The sequence below is a fragment of the Cellulomonas sp. P1_G12_2 genome (assembly GCF_056405535.1).
The window spans coordinates 150700-168416 of sequence record NZ_JBFUBX010000006.1; the positions used below are offsets into that span (position 1 = coordinate 150700).

General features: G+C 73.7%; 16 protein-coding genes. 6 read left to right on the top strand and 10 right to left on the bottom strand.

All coding sequences use genetic code 11. From position 1 onward, the window contains the following. Nucleotides 1-80: 80 nt before the first annotated feature. The 4 genes from AC1DXT_RS17645 to AC1DXT_RS17660 all read right to left on the bottom strand — a co-directional run bounded on the left by AC1DXT_RS17645 (nucleotide 81) and on the right by AC1DXT_RS17660 (nucleotide 4028). Nucleotides 81-608, bottom strand: coding sequence for a DinB family protein (locus tag AC1DXT_RS17645; protein WP_477062601.1), 528 nt, complete (start codon nucleotides 606-608; stop codon nucleotides 81-83). 64 nt (nucleotides 609-672) lie between these two features. Next, entirely contained in the window at nucleotides 673-1062 is a 390-nt protein-coding gene (locus tag AC1DXT_RS17650) for a DUF779 domain-containing protein (protein ID WP_477062602.1), read from the bottom strand. 68 nt (nucleotides 1063-1130) lie between these two features. Then, complete coding sequence (exaC, locus tag AC1DXT_RS17655; protein ID WP_477062603.1) at nucleotides 1131-2654, bottom strand: acetaldehyde dehydrogenase ExaC; 1524 nt, start codon at nucleotides 2652-2654, stop codon at nucleotides 1131-1133. Between the two features lie 120 nt (nucleotides 2655-2774). Next, nucleotides 2775-4028: a sigma-54-dependent transcriptional regulator family protein gene (locus AC1DXT_RS17660; protein WP_477062604.1), complete on the bottom strand. Its 1254-nt coding sequence runs from the start codon at nucleotides 4026-4028 to the stop codon at nucleotides 2775-2777. A gap of 136 nt (nucleotides 4029-4164) precedes the next feature. On the opposite strand from AC1DXT_RS17660, the gene AC1DXT_RS17665 reads away from it, so the two are divergent. From AC1DXT_RS17665 to AC1DXT_RS17680, 4 genes are read left to right on the top strand one after another with little or no spacing between them, the layout of a single operon-like run. Continuing rightward, nucleotides 4165-4782 (top strand): TetR/AcrR family transcriptional regulator, encoded by a 618-nt coding sequence (locus AC1DXT_RS17665; RefSeq protein WP_477062605.1) that lies wholly within the window; start codon nucleotides 4165-4167, stop codon nucleotides 4780-4782. A 4-nt stretch (nucleotides 4783-4786) separates the two neighbouring features. Beyond that, nucleotides 4787-5929 carry a methyltransferase gene (locus tag AC1DXT_RS17670; RefSeq protein WP_477062606.1) on the top strand — a complete coding sequence of 381 codons (1143 nt, stop codon included), beginning with the start codon at nucleotides 4787-4789 and terminating at the stop codon, nucleotides 5927-5929. Nucleotides 5930-5961: 32 nt separating this feature from the next. Then, nucleotides 5962-6627, top strand: a complete 666-nt coding sequence (locus AC1DXT_RS17675) for a hypothetical protein (protein ID WP_477062607.1) — start codon at nucleotides 5962-5964, stop codon at nucleotides 6625-6627. Between the two features lie 28 nt (nucleotides 6628-6655). Beyond that, entirely contained in the window at nucleotides 6656-8605 is a 1950-nt protein-coding gene (locus AC1DXT_RS17680) for an NHL domain-containing thioredoxin family protein (RefSeq protein WP_477062608.1), read from the top strand. A 27-nt stretch (nucleotides 8606-8632) separates the two neighbouring features. Here the strand turns inward: AC1DXT_RS17680 and AC1DXT_RS17685 are convergent, their stop codons facing one another. The 6 genes from AC1DXT_RS17685 to AC1DXT_RS17710 all read right to left on the bottom strand — a co-directional run bounded on the left by AC1DXT_RS17685 (nucleotide 8633) and on the right by AC1DXT_RS17710 (nucleotide 15982). After that, the gene (locus AC1DXT_RS17685) at nucleotides 8633-10069 is read right to left on the bottom strand and encodes a GGDEF domain-containing protein (RefSeq protein ID WP_477062609.1); all 1437 of its coding nucleotides are present in this window, start codon (nucleotides 10067-10069) and stop codon (nucleotides 8633-8635) included. Between the two features lie 103 nt (nucleotides 10070-10172). After that, a complete protein-coding gene (locus AC1DXT_RS17690) occupies nucleotides 10173-10388 on the bottom strand; it encodes a hypothetical protein (protein WP_477062610.1) in 216 nt (71 codons plus the stop codon). A gap of 56 nt (nucleotides 10389-10444) precedes the next feature. After that, on the bottom strand, nucleotides 10445-11440 hold the full coding sequence (locus tag AC1DXT_RS17695; RefSeq protein WP_477062611.1) for a chymotrypsin family serine protease: 996 nt from the start codon (nucleotides 11438-11440) through the stop codon (nucleotides 10445-10447). 80 nt (nucleotides 11441-11520) lie between these two features. Continuing rightward, nucleotides 11521-13308 (bottom strand): ABC transporter ATP-binding protein, encoded by a 1788-nt coding sequence (locus AC1DXT_RS17700; protein WP_477062612.1) that lies wholly within the window; start codon nucleotides 13306-13308, stop codon nucleotides 11521-11523. Continuing rightward, entirely contained in the window at nucleotides 13305-15188 is a 1884-nt protein-coding gene (locus AC1DXT_RS17705) for an ABC transporter ATP-binding protein (RefSeq protein ID WP_477062613.1), read from the bottom strand. The genes AC1DXT_RS17700 and AC1DXT_RS17705 overlap by 4 nt, the downstream gene beginning before the upstream one ends. A gap of 80 nt (nucleotides 15189-15268) precedes the next feature. Beyond that, nucleotides 15269-15982, bottom strand: coding sequence for a helix-turn-helix transcriptional regulator (locus AC1DXT_RS17710; protein ID WP_477062614.1), 714 nt, complete (start codon nucleotides 15980-15982; stop codon nucleotides 15269-15271). A 64-nt stretch (nucleotides 15983-16046) separates the two neighbouring features. Here AC1DXT_RS17710 and AC1DXT_RS17715 point away from each other — a divergent pair, with 64 nt between their 5' ends. Further along, complete coding sequence (locus tag AC1DXT_RS17715) at nucleotides 16047-16748, top strand: alpha/beta fold hydrolase (RefSeq protein ID WP_477062615.1); 702 nt, start codon at nucleotides 16047-16049, stop codon at nucleotides 16746-16748. Nucleotides 16749-16841: 93 nt separating this feature from the next. Next, complete coding sequence (locus tag AC1DXT_RS17720; protein ID WP_477062616.1) at nucleotides 16842-17666, top strand: DUF4397 domain-containing protein; 825 nt, start codon at nucleotides 16842-16844, stop codon at nucleotides 17664-17666. The last annotated feature ends 51 nt before the right edge of the window (nucleotides 17667-17717 follow it).

The following is a 17717-nucleotide window of genomic DNA, read 5'->3' on the forward strand; positions in this document are numbered from 1 at the left end:
CGGCGAGTCGAGGCTGGTCACGCGGTTATCCACAACCTAAACGATATTGCACACGGGTGTGGACGGAAGTTGTGGACAACTCAGCCGCGGACGTCGTGCAGGTGGTGGACCACGTCGTGCAGGAAGTACTGCCCGAGCGTCCGCACGGTGAACTCCGATCCGTTCGAGCGGCGTCCCGCGCGGTCCCACTGCTGGTCAGCCACCGAGTCGAACCGGTCGGCGATCACGTCGGCCGCGTCCACCAGCTCGTCGGCGACCCTCAGCGGGTCCTGCAGGTCGTACCGGTCCGCGACCGCCGTGGCGTCCTGGTCCCAGTTCTCGAACAGGGGGTCGTCCTGCGTGAGCAGAAGCTCGAGGCGTCCGTCGAAGATCCGGAAGACGTCCCGCACGTGCGCGCCGTACTCCAGCGTCGACCACGTGGTCGGCGCCGGTCGGTCCCGCGCGTCCGGGCGGTGCAGCGCGGACACCCATCGCGGCGTCAGGTCCCGCACCGTGGCGCCGATCGCCGGACCGGCGACGTCCGTGGCGGTGAACCCGCACTCGGGGCAGCGCTGCGACAGGACCCAGGTCCAGTCCTTGGTGTCGGGCTGGATCTCCTCGTTGCTCATGCACGGCACGCTAGACGACGGACCGCCCGATCGTCCGCCATCGACCATGCAGTTCCCGCCACCCTCAGAGCACGCCGGCCGCGCGCAGGTCCCCCACCTCGTCGTCGGTGAGCAGCCGCGACCGGATCATGAACCGGACGCCCTCGGGGGCTTCCAGCGAGAACCCGGCGCCGCGGCCCGGCACCACGTCGACCGTGAGGTGCGTGTGCTTCCAGTACTCGTACTGCGCCTTGCTCATCCAGAACGGCACGACGCCGCCGTCACCGAGCGTGAGGTCGCCCAGGTACGCGTCGGCGTCGCCCGTGAGGAAGTCGCCCTGCGCGAAGCACATGGGCGACGAGCCGTCGCAGCAGCCCCCCGACTGGTGGAACATCAGCTCGCCGTGCTGCGCGCGCAGCTGCCGCAGCAGGGTCGCCGCGGCGCCGGTCAGGTCGACCCGGTCGGGCACGCCCACGAGGTCCCCCTCTCTGAGCCGGCCGGGCGACGGATCCCCTCCACCCGTCGCCCGGCCGACGTCCTCGGTCAGAAGAAGCCGAGCTTGGCGCCCGAGTACGACACCAGCAGGTTCTTGGTCTGCTGGTAGTGGTCGAGCATCATCTTGTGGTTCTCGCGGCCGACGCCCGAGCCCTTGTAGCCGCCGAACGCGGCCGCCGCCGGGTACGCGTGGTAGCAGTTGGTCCAGACGCGACCCGCCTGGATGTCCCGGCCCGCGCGGTAGGCGATGTTCGCCTCCCGGGTCCACACGCCGGCACCGAGGCCGTACAGGGTGTCGTTGGCCATGTGGATGGCGTCCGAGTAGTCGGAGAAGCTGGTCACCGCGACCACCGGGCCGAAGATCTCCTCCTGGAAGATCCGCATCGAGTTCTTGCCCTCGAAGATCGTCGGCTGCACGTAGTAGCCGTCGGCGAGGTCGCCGTCGAGGTGCCGGCGCCCGCCCCCCGTGAGCACCTTGGCGCCCTCGGCCTTGCCGATGTCGATGTAGCTGAGGATCTTCTCCAGCTGGTCGTTGGACGCCTGCGCGCCGATCATCGTCTCGGTGTCCAGCGGGTTGCCCTGCACGATCGCCTCGGTGCGCGTGATCGCGTCGGCCAGGAAGCCGTCGTAGATCGACTCCTGGATGAGCGCCCTCGACGGGCACGTGCACACCTCGCCCTGGTTGAGCGCGAACATGCCGAAGCCCTCGAGCGCCTTGTCGTAGAACTCGTCCTGCTCGCGCGCGACGTCCTCGAAGAACAGGTTCGGGCTCTTGCCGCCCAGCTCCAGGGTCACCGGGATGATGTTCTGCGACGCGTACTGCATGATCAGCCGCCCGGTCGTCGTCTCGCCGGTGAACGCGATCTTGCGGATCCGCGGCGACGACGCCAGCGGCTTGCCGGCCTCCACCCCGAACCCGTTGACGATGTTGAGCACGCCCGCCGGGATGAGGTCCCCGACGAGATCCATGAGCAGCAGGATCGACGCGGGCGTCTGCTCGGCCGGCTTGAGCACCACGCAGTTGCCCGCCGCGAGCGCCGGGGCCAGCTTCCAGGTGGCCATGAGGATCGGGAAGTTCCACGGGATGATCTGGCCGACCACGCCCAGCGGCTCGTGGAAGTGGTACGCCACGGTGTCCTCGTCGAGCTGCGAGATCGACCCCTCCTGCGCGCGGATCGCCCCGGCGAAGTAGCGGAAGTGGTCGATGGCCAGCGGGATGTCGCACGCGAGGGTCTCGCGGACCGGCTTGCCGTTCTCCCACGACTCGGCCACCGCGAGCATCTCGAGGTTCTGCTCCATGCGGTCGGCGATCTTGTTGAGGATCACCGCGCGCTCGGTCGGGGAGGTCTTGCCCCAGCTGCGCGCCGCACCGTGGGCCGCGTCGAGCGCCCGCTCGATGTCGTCGGCGTCGCCGCGCGCGACCTCGCAGAACGTCCGGCCGGTCACGGGGCTCGGGTTCTCGAAGTAGCGGCCGGCCGCGGGGGCGACGAACTCGCCACCGATCCAGTGGTCGTAACGGTCGCGGTACGTGGCGATGCTCCCGGGCGTCCCGGGTGCTGCGTAGACGGTCATCGCGCCTCCTGGCAGGTCAGCGGGCGCGCCCTGAGGGTGGGCGCCCGCGGCCGCGGCACCATTGCCGCGTCCGGTCTCGGACGCTAGGTCGGGCAGGGTTGCAGGAGGGTTGCAGAGCGGTCAGCGTGTAGGCGGCCGGGTACCGAGCCGTCTGCCCAGCAGGTCGAGGCGCCCCGCCGCGCGCACGTGGACCGGGGAGCCCTTCGGCGCCAGCCACGCCAGACGCTCCCAGGCCTGCCAGTCGTCGGCGCCCTCGTCGGACGCGACCCAGCGGCTGACCACGCCCGGCAGGGGGCTGGCCAGGACCGCGGCCCGCAGGTCGGCCGACAGGTCCTCGCGGATCCGCTCGACCCCCGGTGCCACCGACCGCGGGAGCACCGGACCGGGGTACGAGGCCAGGGCGGAGTCGGGGTCGCCCGCCGCGAGCAGCTCCTGGACACGGTCGGCGTCGGTGCGCAGCGGTCCGGTCAGCCGGTAGGGGCGCGACTCGCTGAGCAGCGGGCCGACGAGCCGGCGCAGCCGTGACACCTCGGCACGGACGGTGACGTCGGAGAGCTCGTGCTCGCTGAGCAGCACGGCGAGCTCGTCGGCGGACAGTCCGCTCGGATGGCGCGCGAGCAGCAGCAGGATCTCCGCGTGCCGCAGGCTGAGGCGCAGGTCCGAGCCGCCCAGGTGCAGCAGCGGCGTGCCGAGCACCCGCAGCCTCGACGGGGTCGGCGCGGACCGCGCGACGAGGAACGGGCGGGCCACGACCCGGGCGAGCTCGGCCTCGACGGCCGCGACCGTCGCGCGCACCAGCGACATGACGAGGGCCGACGCCACCGCCGGCCCACCGGTCACATCAAGGACCCCGAGCACCTGACCCGTCGGGGAGTGCACCGGGACGGCCGTGCAGTTCCACGGCTGGACCTTGCGCGCGTAGTGCTCGCTGCCCACCACCTGCACCGGCTGGTCGGTGGCGAGCGCGGTACCGGGGGCGTTGGTGCCGGCGAGGTCCTCGCGCCACACCGCACCCTCGACGAACCCGACACCCTCGACCCGGTCGCGCAGCGCGCGGTCGCCCTCGACCCACAGCAGGCGTCCGACGTCGTCGGTGAGGGCCGTGACCCAGCCGGCGCCGGACCCCGGGGCCACCAGGAGCTCCCGGACCACGGGCATCGCGGCCGCGAGCGGGAGCCCGTTCCGGTACCCGTCGAGCGCGTTCCCGGCCATGTCCACCGGCGCGTTCTCGACCTCCGGGTCCACCCCGCTGCGCAGGCTCCGGCGCCACGAGTCGGCGACGAGGGTCCGGACGGTGCGGTCGGGGGCGCGGCCGGTGGTGACGAACCGCTCGTGCGCAGCGCGCAGCCGTGCGGCGTCGGCGAGCTCCGTCATCGGTCTCCCCTCGACTTCGTCGTCGAGAACATGCACGCGCGCGGTGGCCGACCGGCCCCCGCGCTGTACGCAGTGTACGAAGATCCCGGCCACTCGGCCGTACGACTTTAGTGACAGAACGTGCGATGATGTCACGATGCCCAAGATCATCGGCGGTTCCCTGCACGAGCACCGGGAGCAGACGCGCCAGAAGCTCTTCGCGGCGCTCTCCGCGCTGATGGCCGAGCAGGGGTTCGACGCCATCACGCTCGCCGAGATCGCGGCCGCCGCGGGCGTCGGTCGCACAGCGGTCTACAACCACTTCCCCGACAAGGAGTCCCTCCTGCTCGGGTTCATCACGCACGAGACCGAGCAGTACGCGGCCACGCTGCAGCGTGCGCTCGACGACATCGAGGACCCGACCGAGCAGCTGCAGACCTACGTCCGTCAGCAGGCCGCGCTCACCCGCGTCTACCACCTGGCGCCCGGGCCGGAGCTGCGGTCGGTCCTCTCGCGCGGCACCCAGCAGCGCGTCCGCGAGCACGTGATGGTGGTCGAGCAGATCCTGCGGCGCATCCTCGCGGCCGGCATCGAGTCGGGCGCGTTCCCCCCGCAGGACCTCGACGTCACGGTGCCCCTGGTCAACGCCTGCCTCTCCGGACGCGGCGTGCCCTCCGACGGGCCCGAGCGCGAGCGCGCGATCGAGCAGACCGAGGCGTTCGTGCTCAGGGCTGTCGGAGCAGACGCCGCTGCACCTGTCCCCGTGCCGGCCTGACCTGGTGGCCAAGCGCGCGCGCGGCGGACCACCCCCCGCCCACCACGGCAGCCACCCGTCCGAACGACGACCGCGGTCCCGCCCGACAGCCCGCCGCTCCACGGCGCTCGAGCTGACGTTCCTGCCCGGGCTCGAGGACGTCGTGGCCGACGAGGCCGCCGAGGTCCTCATGCTCGACGGCGCGCCGACGCCCGTTCCCGGCCGGGAGGACGCGCTCGACGTCTCGACGTGGGGGCCGCCGGCCGACGTGCTCGGCCTGCGCACCGCGGTCGCCGCGTTCCTCGTCCTGAGGTTCGACGTCCCGCGCCCCAAGTCGCTGACCAGCGGGGACCACTTGTCCCGGATCGTCGACGCCATGTACACGTCGCTGCGGACCGGCAGCTCGTCCACGTTCCGGTTCGAGGCCGCGGGCAGCGACTCCGCGGTCTTCGCGCGGCTGGCCGACCTGCTCGCCGAGGCCACCGGGCTGCGCTACGACGAGGCCCAGGGTGAGCTCGTCCTGCGGGTGCGCCGCGGCGTGCGCCCCGGACCGTCCGGCGACCCCGGCTGGGACGTCCTGGTCCGGCTCGGCTCCCGGCCGCTGTCCGCCCGCCGCTGGCGTGTGACCGACTACCCCGGCGCGGTGAACGCGACGATCGCGGCCGCGATGGTGCGGCTCGGTGAGGTGCTGCCGACGGACCGTGTGCTCAACCTCATGTGCGGCTCCGGCACGCTCCTGATCGAGCGCCTCATGGCCGGCCCCGCCGCCGAGGCCGTGGGCGTCGACCTGTCCGCCGACGCCCTGACCGCGTCGACGGAGAACCTCGGAGCCGCCGCGCACGCGGGTGACGCCCGTCTGCTGAGCGCCGACTGCACCGGCCCCGCGCTGGTCGAGGCGGTCGGCACCGGCTGGGACCTGCTCCTCGCCGACCCCCCGTGGGGCACCCTGCACGGCACGCACGCGACCAACGCCGAGGTGCACGCCGGCATGCTCCGGGCCGCCTACGACGCCGCCGCTCCCGGTGCACGGTTCGTCGTCCTCACGCACGAGGTCAAGGTCATGGAGCGCTGCCTGCGCGACGCCGACGCCCTCTGGCGGATCCGCTCCACCACGCGCGTGTTCGCCAAGGGCCACCACCCGCGCATCTACGTCCTCGACCGCACCTGATCGGCCGCTCCGACCTGCTACGTTCCCCGGCCATGGGACTCTTCCGCCGCTCTGCCGAGCAGGTCCGAGCACGCCAGGACGCCGCCATCGCCGACTTCTGGTCGTGGTGGTCGGCGGAGGGCCACGAGCAGGCTGCGGCCGTGTTCGACGACGACGCGCGGACGTCGCAGGACCTGAACGCGTTCGCCAAGTCCGTCTCCCGCAGGATCGACCCGCTGGGCCTCGCGTTCGAGACCGGGCCCGGCCGGCTCGCGCGGCACGTGCTCGTCGTCACCGCCGCGGGCGACCCGGACCTGCGGGAGCTCGCGCAGCGGTGGCTCGCCGCAGCCCCGGCACCCGACGACGCGTTCGAGTACGCGGCCTTCCGACAGCCGGTGGCCAACCCTGCGGGCACCACGCTGCGCTTCGGCGACACCGAGGTGGACATCGCCTCGATGACCGTCGTCCCGCAGGTCGACGGTCGTCAGGTGCACGTCGCCGTGAGCCACCCGGCCTTCGCCGACGCGCCCGACGAGGTCCGCGGGCAGGTGACGTTCCTGTTCCTGGACGCGCTGCTCGGCGAGGAGGCCGTCGAGTCCGGCATCGGGGCGATCACGTGGACCGGCGACCCGCAGCCCGACGGCGTCCCGATCCTCGGCCTGCCGGCCCTCGTCGAGTCCGCCCGCCGGGGCCTCCCGGAGGCGGACAACGCGCTCTGACCTGACCGGAGTCGGTGAGAATGGTCCCGTGCGTGAGAGCAGACTGCCCCGGGTCCGTGCGTCCGAGCTGGTCGGGCGGGGGTGGCTGAACACCGGCGGCCGTGACGTGACGCTGGCCGACCTGCGCGGCAAGATCGTCATCCTCGACTTCTGGACGTTCTGCTGCATCAACTGCCTGCACGTCCTCGACGAGCTGCGCGAGCTCGAGGAGCAGCACCGCGACGTGCTGGTGATCGTCGGCGTGCACTCGCCCAAGTTCGTGCACGAGGCCGATCCCGTGGCGCTGGCCGCCGCCGTCGAGCGGTACGAGGTTCACCACCCGGTGCTGGACGACCCGCAGCTGGTCACGTGGTCGGCGTACACCGCGCGTGCCTGGCCGACGCTCGTCGTGATCGACCCCGAGGGCTACGTCGTCGCGCAGATGGCCGGCGAGGGGCACAAGCGCAACGTAGAGATCCTGGTCGGTGAGCTGATCGCGGAGCACGAGGCCAAGGGCACGCTGCACCGCGGCGACGGGCCGTACGTGGCCCCCGCGCCGGCCGAGGGCACGCTCCGGTTCCCCGCCAAGGCGATCGTGCTCCCCGATGGGCGCCTGCTGGTCGCGGACGCCGGGCACCACAGCCTGGCCGAGCTGGAGGCCGACGGGGAGACGCTGGTCCGCCGCATCGGCTCGGGCGAGCGCGGGCTGGTCGACGGCGGCCCCGACGAGGCGCGGTTCAGCGAGCCGAACGGCCTGTGCCTGGTCCCCGACGAGCTGCGGCCCTCTCTCGGGTACGACGTGCTCGTCGCCGACACGGTCAACCACGCGCTGCGCGGGCTCCGGCTCGCCGACGGGGCGGTCACCACCGTGGCCGGGACCGGCGAGCAGTACATGGTCGGCGCGGCCGACAACTTCCTGGCGTCGGACGAGGACGAGGCCGACGAGGAGCTCGCGTCGATCCCGGTGATCGGGGAACCGGGCGACGCCGTCGCGGGACTCACCGCCGGCACCGGCACGTTCGTCCCCGGCCCTCGTCGGCACAAGCTGTCCTCCCCCTGGGACGTCGCCTGGTCGGAGCCGCTCGGCGCGTTCGTCGTCGCCATGGCCGGCAACCACACGCTCTGGGCGTTCGACGACTTGCAGGGCTCGATCGAGCTGCTCGGCGGCACCATGAACGAGGGGCTGCTCGACGGTCCGCTGCACGAGGCGTGGTTCGCGCAGCCGTCCGGGCTCGCCGTCGGGGCGGACGACAGGCTCTGGCTGGCCGACTCGGAGACCTCGGCGCTGCGCTGGGTGGACCCGGTGGAGCGGACCGTGCACACGGTCGTCGGCGAGGGGCTCTTCGACTTCGGCCACCGCGACGGCCCCGCCGCCGAGGCGCGGCTGCAGCACCCGCTCGGCGTGGCGGTCCTGCCCGACGGCTCCGTGGTCGTCGCCGACACGTACAACGGCGCCGTCCGCCGGTATGCCGACGGGGAGGTCAGCACGCTGGCCACCGACCTCGCGGAGCCCAGCGGGATCGTCGTGCTCGACGGCGGCTCGACCCTGCTGGTCGTCGAGTCCGCGGCGCACCGGCTCACGCGGATCGCCCTGCCCGCCACGCTGGTCGGCCAGATCCTCGACTCGGGCAGCCACCGCACGCAGCGCCCGGTCACCGAGCTGGCGCCGGGCGAGGTGCGGCTCGACGTGGTGTTCACCCCGGCGGCCGGGCAGAAGTACGACGACCGCTACGGCCCATCCACCCGTCTGCAGGTCTCGTCGACCCCGCCGGGGCTGCTGCTGGAGGGTGCCGGCGACGACGTCCCGCTCGACCGGGTGCTGCGGCTGGACCCGACCGTGACCGAGGGCGTCCTGCACGTCACCGCGCACGCGGCCAGCTGCGACGCCGACCCCGCGATCGAGTACCCCGCATGCCACCTCAACGCGCAGGACTGGGGCGTGCCGATCCGGCTCGTCGAGGGCGCACCGGCCACCCTGACGCTGCCGCTGCACGGCTGACCCCGACCGCGGAGCCGCCGCAGGCGCTCAGCGCGCTCCGAGTACCGCCACCGCCGCGAGGGCGTCCAGGGAGGTCGCGACGACCTCGCCGGTGGCGGCCGTCGCCGACATGCCGATCTCGACCTGCCACAGATCGTGGATGACGACGGCGGTCGACGACTCCACGCCCAGCTCGGCCGGGCTGCCGCCGCGGGCGACCGCGGACGGCGGCTCGTCGGGGCTGCGGCGCGTGAGCACCGCCCACGCGGACCCGCCGAGCGTCTCGGTCGCGGCCGCCGCGAACGCGCACAGGCGGGGGACGACGCCGGACTGCGCGGCGACGATCGCGGCGGTCCCGGCCACCAGCACGCGCTCGGCGGTGACCGCGGGGTCCGCCGCGGCCGGCACCATCGACCGCAGCGCCCGCGCACGAGCCCGCTTGGCCTTGTACTGCGCGGTGTCGGCCTGGCGGAACAGGTGCCGTGCGGACACCGACCCGGTCACGGCCGTGGAGGCGATGCCGTAGGAGATCGCGGCGCCGTGCGGCAGGGGGAACTCGGCGATGGTCGCGGCCATGACGTCCGCCACCTCGGCGCGCCGGCGCCCGACGGTGACCAGGCAGAACTCGTCGCCGCCGATGCGCGCGGCGGTGGACCCGGGCAGCGCGGCGGACGCGCGGCTGAGGACGTCCGCCACCGACCGCAGCAGGTCGTCGCCGGTGTCGTGCCCCAGTTCGTCGTTCACCCGCTTGAGCCCGTCGACGTCGCACATGACGATGCACGTCTCCTGGCCGGACTCGAGCGCCGCCTCGGCCTCGGCGTCGGCGATCCGGCGGTTGGCCAGGCCGGTCAGCGGGTCGTCCGCGACCAGGTGGCGCACCTGCGCCTCGAGGTCCACGCGCGCGATCGCACCGGCGACGAGCGCTGCGAGCACCTCCGCGCGCGCGATGTCGTCGACCCGGAACGGAGCACCCGGCCGCATCCGGACCGCGTAGATCGAACCCCAGACGCTGCCGTTGACCACGAGCGGCGACGCGAGCGCGGTGGAGGCGTCGAGCTCCTTGAGCGTGTCCACCTCGACCGGGTCGCCCGCGTCGGGGTCGTCCGGCACGGTCAGCTCGTCGTGCACGGTGCGGGCGTGGGCCACCCAGCTGGAGCGGTCCCGGATGAGGGCACGCAGCGCGGGGCGATCGGCGGCGCGGTACGAGGCCCGGGCCATCCACACCGCGCGCGGGTCGGTGGGCGCGGGCTCGACGAGCAGCACGCGGCAGGTGTCCTGGTCGATCCGGCAGATCGCGACGCTCTTGGCGTCGAGCATCTCGACGCCCGTGGACCCTGCGACCTGGGCGACCTCCTCGACGGACCGGCAGCGCTCCAGCCGGTGTGCCGCGAGGGCGAGCGCGCGCACGCCGACGAGGCCCGCGGCTGACCTGCTTCCCGCGCGCGCACCCTGAGCGGCCGTGCCTGGTCGCGTCACGTCGCCCATCATCGACCCTCGACCCCACCCCGAGCGACGCAGACGGATGAGAGGTCCGTGAGATCACCCGTCCTGGGGAAGCGACAACGGTTGCGGACGGGTAGGGACGCTGTCAGGCGCTCGCCCGGACAGCGCCGACCACGCGGACTCGCACGTCCACGCCGTCGACCGCACCCGGCAGGTCCGGACCGGGGCCTCGGGACACGTTCACCTGGAGCTGGTACCCGTCGGAGGCCCGTGCGATGCCGATCCCTCGCACGTCCGGGCGCCCCTTCAACGTCATGCGCAGGTGCTCTTTCGCTGCCCGGGCCTGCTCGAGGTCCGCCATGGTGTCCCGCCTCCCGCCGACCGTGACGGCCGCGGGGGCGGCTGGTCCGACGATCGTCAGACCAGTGTGACCCCGAGCCGGTCCAGAACGGCATCGATGGGGTTGATGTACGTCAACCCGGTGCCATTCTCTCCCCCCGACTCGGAGCCTGCAAAGAGCAGACCCAGGGCGACCCCGTCCTCGCGGTACACGAGCGAGCCGGAGTCGCCCCCGCGGGAGAACGGACCGGTCCCCGTGGACTCGACCTCGATCTGGTTGTCGAAGCTCAGCTCCCCGAGCTCGTCGCCGTACCCCACGACCACGTTGTCGAGCTCGATGGCCGTCACGTGCCCGTAGGTGATCGACGTCGTGCGCCCGATCTTGCTCACCTTCTCGCCGCCCAGGACGACCGCCGTGGTGGTGATCCGGCCGACCGGGTACTCCGGGTCCACCTCCTGGTCGTCCAGGAGCGCGATCGCGCAGTCCACCGTGGCGTCGCCGCCGGGCTCGAGCTCCACGCGCGCGGCCAGCGTGCCGACCCGGTCCCGCGGCGCACGCCCGCCGTCGGCCGGCCCGGGCTGCACGATGACGTCACCCACCTGGGCCTCCGGCCGCCCCGAGAGCACGTGGTAGTTGGACAGCGCGTGGACGACCCCGTCCTTGTGCACGAACGCGCCGAGCGTGCCGGCGGTGACGTCGACGTGGGCGATCGAGATGCCGGGGCGCAGCGGGCGCACGCGGCCCGTCTCGCCCAGGGCGCGGGCGGTGATGACCGGGGGGCGCGGCCGCACCTTGGACGGGTCGTCGGCCAGGGTGGAGATCCGGCCCGTGCGGCGGACGTCCACGTCCTGCCCGACCTCGGCGACGACCTTGCGCGCGATGCTCCGGACGGACGGCAGGCCGAGGCGGTAGCGGACCGCCAGCGCGTACGAGCCGTCGGGCTGCGGTGCGAGACCGATGGCCAGCGCCAGGCCACCGTCGGCGACGTCGGACGGCCGCACCACCCGCTCGGACAGCTCCCGAGCGAAGTCCGTCGCCTGCGCCTTGACCTCGCGTGCCGTGCCCTTGTCCATGCATCCCCCTGCTGGTCGGTTCGCCCGGTCCGTCCCGGAGCGCTGCCAGTCTGCCGGTCGCCGCCCACACGCGCAGGGGTTCAGAGGTACGCCGCCGCCTGGATCCCGAACAGCTCGGCGTACAGGCCGCCGCGCGCCACCAGCTCCTCGTGCGAGCCGGACTCGACGATCCGGCGGTCGGCGACGACCAGGATCAGGTCGGCCATGCGGACGGTCGAGAACCGGTGCGAGACCAGCAGCGTCACCGCCCCGGTGGTCGCGCCGACGGCCTTCGCGTGGGCCGCGTACCGCTCGTACAGGTCGTGCTCCGCCTGAGCGTCCAGGGCCGACGTCGGCTCGTCGAGCACCACCAGCAGCGGCTGCTCACGCATCATCGCCCGGCCGAGCGCGAGCTTCTGCCACTGCCCGCCGGACAGCTGGGCGCCGTCCGCGTGGCTGGTGCCGAGCTGCGTGTCGAGCCCGTCCTCCAGCCTGTCCAGGACGTCCGCCGAGTGCGCCCGGTCCAGGGCGCCGAGCACCGCGTCGTCGGATCCGATCCGGGGCAGGTCCCCGACGCCGACGTTCTGCCGCGCGAGCAGCTCGAACCGGCAGAAGTCCTGGAAGCCCGCCGCCGTCCGGTCCCGCCAGGCCACGGGGTCGAGGTCGTGCAGGTCGATGCCGTCCACCGTGATCGTGCCGGTCGTCGGTGCGTAGAACCGGCACAGGAGCTTGACCAGCGTGGTCTTGCCGGCACCGTTCTCGCCGACGATGGCGACGCTGGTCCCGGCCGGCAGCACGAGGTCGACGCCCTCCAGGACCGGAGCGTCCGTCCCGGGGTAGGTGAACGAGACTCCGTCGAACCGGATGCCGACGCGCAGCACGTCCGGGGCGGGGACCGACGACCCCTGCACGGTCTGTGCCTGCACGAGCGACCGCATCCAGGCGAGGTCGGTCATGGTCCGGGCGGCCCGCTGCAGCTGCTGGAGGATGGTCACCGCGGCGGTGACCTGCTGGTTCACCTGCGACGCCAGCGTGATCACCAGCACCACGTCACCGACCGTGCGCCGGCCGGCGACGGCGTCGCGCAGGACGAGCAGGGTCGCGGCGACGTACGCGACCGCGAACGCGAGCTGACCGGCGGCGCGCAGGGCGTCCGCGCGCACCTCCCCCGCCCAGAGCACGGCCGTCGCCGCGTCCCACGAGCGCGCCAGCCGGGAGCGCACCTCCTCGCCCAGCCCGCAGGTGCGCAGCTCCTTGGCGGCTGACGCGTCGAGCGACAGGACGAACAGGTGGCGCGCGCGGCGGTTGTCGGTCGCGGCGGCGGTCCGCGCGGCACCCAGCACGCTCTCCGCACGGCGGCCCAGGACCAGCGGCGGCACGGCGGCGAGCGGCAGGAGCAGCAGCCACGGGTTCAGCTGGGCCAGCAGGACCCCCGTGATGAGCAGCGCGACGCCGAGCCCGATCGCCGACAGCAGCGCCTGCATGGAGCCCCAGCCCGACCGGTCCAGCTCGGTGCGCAGCACCTGCAGCCGGTCCGCGTACTCCGGCCGCTCGTGGTGCTCGATCCCCGGCGAGTCGTGGGAGAGGCCGATGAGGTCCCGCTCCAGGCGCATCACCGCCTCGTCGCCCAGCTCGAAGTAGAAGATGTGCGCGAAGTGCCCGGCCGTGAGCGCGGCGACGACCAGCACCGCGACGAGCACCGCCGCCACCGACGCACTCCGGGCGTCCCCCGCCACGGCGGCGTCGGTCAGCGCGGCCAGCGCGGGCGCGGCCAGCGGAAGCGCCACCGACTGCAGCACCATCAGGACCGCGGAGAGCACCAGCTTGCCGGGGCTGATGCTCGCCGCCAGCCGGAGCAGCGCCCAGCTCCCCTGCGCCGTCTGCCTCATGCGTCCACCGCGTTCCCGTCGGCGTCCAGCCCGGCGGCGAACCGTTCCGCCTGCAACCGGAACAGCCGGGCGTAGTGCCCGTCGGCCGCGACGAGCTCGTCGTGCGTGCCCTGCTCGACCACCCGGCCGGCGTCGATCACGACGATCCGGTCCGCCCGGCGCACGCTGGAGAACCGGTGCGAGATGAGCACCGAGGTCGCTCCCCGCGTGAGCTCGACGAACCGGTCGAAGAAGTCCGCCTCCGCGCGGACGTCGAGCGCCGAGGTCGGCTCGTCGAGCACCAGCAGCCGCGCTCCCGCCTCGAGCGCGTACAGCGAGCGGGCGATGGCGATCCGCTGCCACTGGCCCCCGGACAGGTCGGCGCCGCCCTCGTAAGCGCGGGACAGGGTGGTGTCGAAGCCGGCCGGCAGGGCGTCGATGGCGTCGGCGATCCCGGCCCGCTCCGCGGCACCCCGGACCACGGCCGGGTCCCGCGGGGCGTGGACGGCGCCGACGAGGATGTTGTCCGCCGCCGACAGCTCGTACCGGACGAAGTCCTGGAAGACCACGCTGACCTGGCGGCGCCAGGCGACGACGTCGAGGTCCGCCAGGTCGGTCCCGTCCACAGTCAGGCGGCCCGCGGTGGGCTCGTGCAGGCGGGTCAACAGCTTCACCAGCGTGGTCTTGCCGGCACCGTTGACGCCGACGATCGCGGTGCACAGGCCCGCCGGCAGGTCCAGGTCGAGGCCGTCGAGCACAGGGCGACCGCTGCCCGGGTACGTGAAGTGCACGTCCTCGAACCGCACCGACGCCTCGGGGGCACCCGGCGGCACGGGCCGTCCGGGTCCCGACGAGCCCAGCCGCGCCTCGGCCGCGTCCATCCGCTGCTCGAACTCGGCCAGCGCCGCGACGGCCTGCATGCCGTACTGCGTCTGCACGTCCGACTCCGGGTAGTACTCGCCCAGCGCGATCGCGGCGACGACCGCCTGGATGCCGAGCGCCAGAGCGGTGAGGGTGATCTCGCCCGCGGCCGCCGACCGCCCGATCGACACCAGCACCGCGGCGCCGACCACCAGCCCGATCGCCGTGTAGACGAGATAGGGGACCAGGTAGATCTGCCGACGCCGGGCGGCGACCGGGTCCAGCATCCGCCGGGTGGCGTCGCTGTACTCGTCGGTGAACCAGCCGGCCAGCCCGAACACCCGCATCTCCTTGGCGGCCGCCGGGCCCATGGCCACCTCGCGCAGGTACACGGACCTCCGGCGGAAGCCGATGACGTTCTTCCACACCTGGGAGTAACGCCGCAGCCCGCCACGCTGCCCGTACCGGAACACCAGGGTGGCGGCGAGGACGGCCGCCGCGGCCGGCCAGGACACGACCGCACCGATGACCGCGGCGAACCCGAGCAGCTGCACGTACCGCGCGACGAGGGCGAGCAGTCCCGCGGCCGACGCTCCCGGGCTGCGGAAGTCGGCCTCGAACTCCCTCGTCGCCTCCGTCAGGGCCTCGAGGGTGGCCTGGTCCTCCATCGGCGCGATGCTGGTGGAGCGCAGGGCGATGCGCAGCGCCCGGTCGCGCAGGGCACCGTCGATCCGGCGCTGCATCCGCACGCCCAGCGCGGTCTGCACGGGCGCGAGCACCTGCCGGGCCAGGAACAGGACCGCCGCCAGCACGAACGTCCGTACCAGGTCACCCCACGCGGCCGACCCCGTGCCGCCGTCGACGGCCGCAGGCACCTGCCCGACCACCACGCTCGTGGCCAGCACGAACGCGACCGGCAGGAGGCCGAGCACCAGGTTGAGCGCCGCGAGTCCGACGACCAGGCCCGCGCCCGCCGTGGGCAGCAGGCGGGCGATGTCCCGGCGGGGCAGGACCGCGGTGCGGTACCAGGACCGGAGCATGGGCGCCCTCCTTCGGCCGGGGCGTGGGAGCGCGCCCAACCTAGTGCGCGCCCCGCGCGGGCGCACGGTGTTTCGCGACCTCAGTCCGACGGGCGCGACGACACCGGACGCGCGTCGGGCGGGGCGGTGCCGATGTCGGCGACCGGGCGTGGCTCGTAGCCCTCCGGCGTCAGGTCCGCACGCAGGATGCGCCCGAGCCGGAACCACCGCAGGTCCTGCCGGGACTGGCACCAGGCCACGACGTACCAGGTGCCCTCGGTGCGCGCGAGGACGACCGGCTCGATGCGACGGCGACTGACGGTGCCGTCCGCGCGGCGGTACTCGACGGCCAGCACCCGGCGGCGCCCGATCGACTCCTCGACCCCCCGCAGCACCTGTGGCGGCACGTCGTCCCCTGCCCGGTCCGGCCGCGACCAGACCCGACCGGCGAGCTCGTCGGCGCGTGCCCGGTCCGCTGGCGGGAGCGCGTCGAGCACCTTGGCGCGGGCGGCCTCGGCGTCGGTGCCGAACGGGCTGCCCGCCGGCAGCGCACGGACCGCGAGCGCCAGGGCCACCGCCTGCGCGGGCGTGAAGTTCACCGGCGGCAGGCCGACGGACGCGTCGAGCACGTAGCCGCCGCCGAGGCCCGCCTGCGCCACGACCGGCAGGCCGGCCTGCTGCAGCGCCGACACGTCCCGCTTCACCGTCCGCGGGGACACCTCGAACAGCCGCGACAGCCGCGTGCTCGTCGTCCCGGCGCGGCCGACGCGCCGCAGCTCCTCCGCGAGCGCGTACAGACGGTCGGTGCGGTTCATGGTTCCAGCATGGTGACACAAAGGTGACATCCTGGTGTCACCGGCCGGGGTTCACGCTGGAGCCATGACCACCTCACTGATCCTCGTCCCCGGTTTCTGGCTCGGCGGTTGGGCGTGGGACGACGTCGTCTCCGCCCTGCCCGACGAGCTCGACGTGCACGCGCCGACCCTCCCCGGGGTCGAGCCCGGCGCCGACCGCGCCGGCATCACGCGCGCCGACCACGTCCGCGCCGTCACCGACCTCGTCGACTCCCTCGCGGGCGATGTCGTCCTCGTCGGGCACAGCGGTGGCGGTGCGCTCGTCGGCGAGGTCGTCGACAGGCGACCGGACCGCATCCGGCGCGCGATCTACGTCGACTCCGGCCCGCTCGAGGACGGTGCCGCGATCGACGCCTCCGCGACCGAGGAGGTCGAGGTGCCGCTGCCCAGCTGGGAGGAGTTCGCGGCCCAGGGGTCGAGCACCGAGGGCATCGACGAGGACGGCCTCGCGGAGTTCCGACGCCGCGCCGTCCCCCACCCCGCGGACGTGGTGCGCGGCGCGGTGCACGTCGGCGACCCGCGCCGGTTCGAGGTCCCCGTGACGGCGATCTGCACCAGCATCCCGTCGGAGCAGATCAAGACGATGGCCCACGGCGGTCCGCCGTTCCACACCGAGCTGGGCGAGAGCACCGACCTCACCTACGTGGACCTGCCGACCGGCCACTGGCCGATGTTCTCGCGCCCGGCGGACCTGGCGGCAGCGATCGCGGAAGCCGCCGGCGCCTAGTGCATCCACGGACGGGCAGGCGGCCGAAGAGGGGGTGTCAGCACATCGGCCGCTCGGGGGTACCCCACCGGGCCAGTCCTCGAAGGACGCACCATGCGCACACGTCTTCTCTCCGGCATCGCCGCCGGAACGCTCGCCCTCGTCACGCTCGCCGCGGTCCCCGCGAACGCGGCCGACCCCGCCAAGCTGTCCGTCCTGCACGGTGTCCCCGGCCTCACGGTCGACGTCTGGGTCAACGGCGAGCGCACGCTCGACGACTTCACGCCCGGCTCCCTCGCCGGCCCGCTGGACCTGCCCGCCGGCACGTACACCGTCGCCATCACGGCAGCCGACGCGGCCGACGCCAGCTCACCGGCCATCGGCCCGGTCGACCTCGCGCTCGAGGCCGGCAAGAACTACACGGCCGTCGCGCACCTCGACGCCGCAGCCGCACCGACCGCCACCCTGTTCACCAACGACATCTCCACCACGGCCGCCGGCGAGGGCCGGCTCACGGTCCGGCACGTCGCCGCGGCCCCCGGGGTCGACGTGCTCGCCGGCACCACGCCCGTGATCACCAACCTCACCAACCCGAACGAGCAGGTGCTCAACCTCCCCGCCGGCACGGTGTCCGCCAGCGTGACCGCCACGGGGACCACGACGCCCGCGCTGCTCGGCCCGGCCGACGTGCCGATCGTCGAGGGCACCAGCACGATCGTCTACGCCTGGGGCAACGCGACCGCGTCGCCGTCCACCCTGGCCCTCGCCACGCAGACCATCACCGGCCTGCACAGCAACCCGTCCGGGGTGAACGCCGGCCAGGTCGGTCTCGTCTCCGACGGCGGGTCGTCCGCGTGGACCTTCGCGATCGCCGGGCTCGTCGTCGCCGGCCTCGTCGGCCTCGCGTTCGCTCGTCGCCCCGCCACGCAGCGCGACTGATCCGAGCATGACCACCACACCGCAGCCCGAGCAGGCCCTCGCGCCCGCCCG

Coding starts and splice junctions, on each gene's coding strand:
- AC1DXT_RS17700 (WP_477062612.1), bottom strand. CDS start 13,308: ATGAGGCAGACGGCGCAGGGGAGCTGGGCGCTGCTCCGGCTGGCGGCG.
- AC1DXT_RS17665 (WP_477062605.1), top strand. CDS start 4,165: ATGCCCAAGATCATCGGCGGTTCCCTGCACGAGCACCGGGAGCAGACG.
- AC1DXT_RS17660 (WP_477062604.1), bottom strand. CDS start 4,028: ATGACGGAGCTCGCCGACGCCGCACGGCTGCGCGCTGCGCACGAGCGG.
- AC1DXT_RS17705 (WP_477062613.1), bottom strand. CDS start 15,188: ATGCTCCGGTCCTGGTACCGCACCGCGGTCCTGCCCCGCCGGGACATC.
- AC1DXT_RS17720 (WP_477062616.1), top strand. CDS start 16,842: ATGCGCACACGTCTTCTCTCCGGCATCGCCGCCGGAACGCTCGCCCTC.
- AC1DXT_RS17645 (WP_477062601.1), bottom strand. CDS start 608: ATGAGCAACGAGGAGATCCAGCCCGACACCAAGGACTGGACCTGGGTC.
- AC1DXT_RS17710 (WP_477062614.1), bottom strand. CDS start 15,982: ATGAACCGCACCGACCGTCTGTACGCGCTCGCGGAGGAGCTGCGGCGC.
- AC1DXT_RS17690 (WP_477062610.1), bottom strand. CDS start 10,388: ATGGCGGACCTCGAGCAGGCCCGGGCAGCGAAAGAGCACCTGCGCATG.
- exaC (WP_477062603.1), bottom strand. CDS start 2,654: ATGACCGTCTACGCAGCACCCGGGACGCCCGGGAGCATCGCCACGTAC.
- AC1DXT_RS17695 (WP_477062611.1), bottom strand. CDS start 11,440: ATGGACAAGGGCACGGCACGCGAGGTCAAGGCGCAGGCGACGGACTTC.
- AC1DXT_RS17675 (WP_477062607.1), top strand. CDS start 5,962: ATGGGACTCTTCCGCCGCTCTGCCGAGCAGGTCCGAGCACGCCAGGAC.
- AC1DXT_RS17685 (WP_477062609.1), bottom strand. CDS start 10,069: ATGGGCGACGTGACGCGACCAGGCACGGCCGCTCAGGGTGCGCGCGCG.
- AC1DXT_RS17715 (WP_477062615.1), top strand. CDS start 16,047: ATGACCACCTCACTGATCCTCGTCCCCGGTTTCTGGCTCGGCGGTTGG.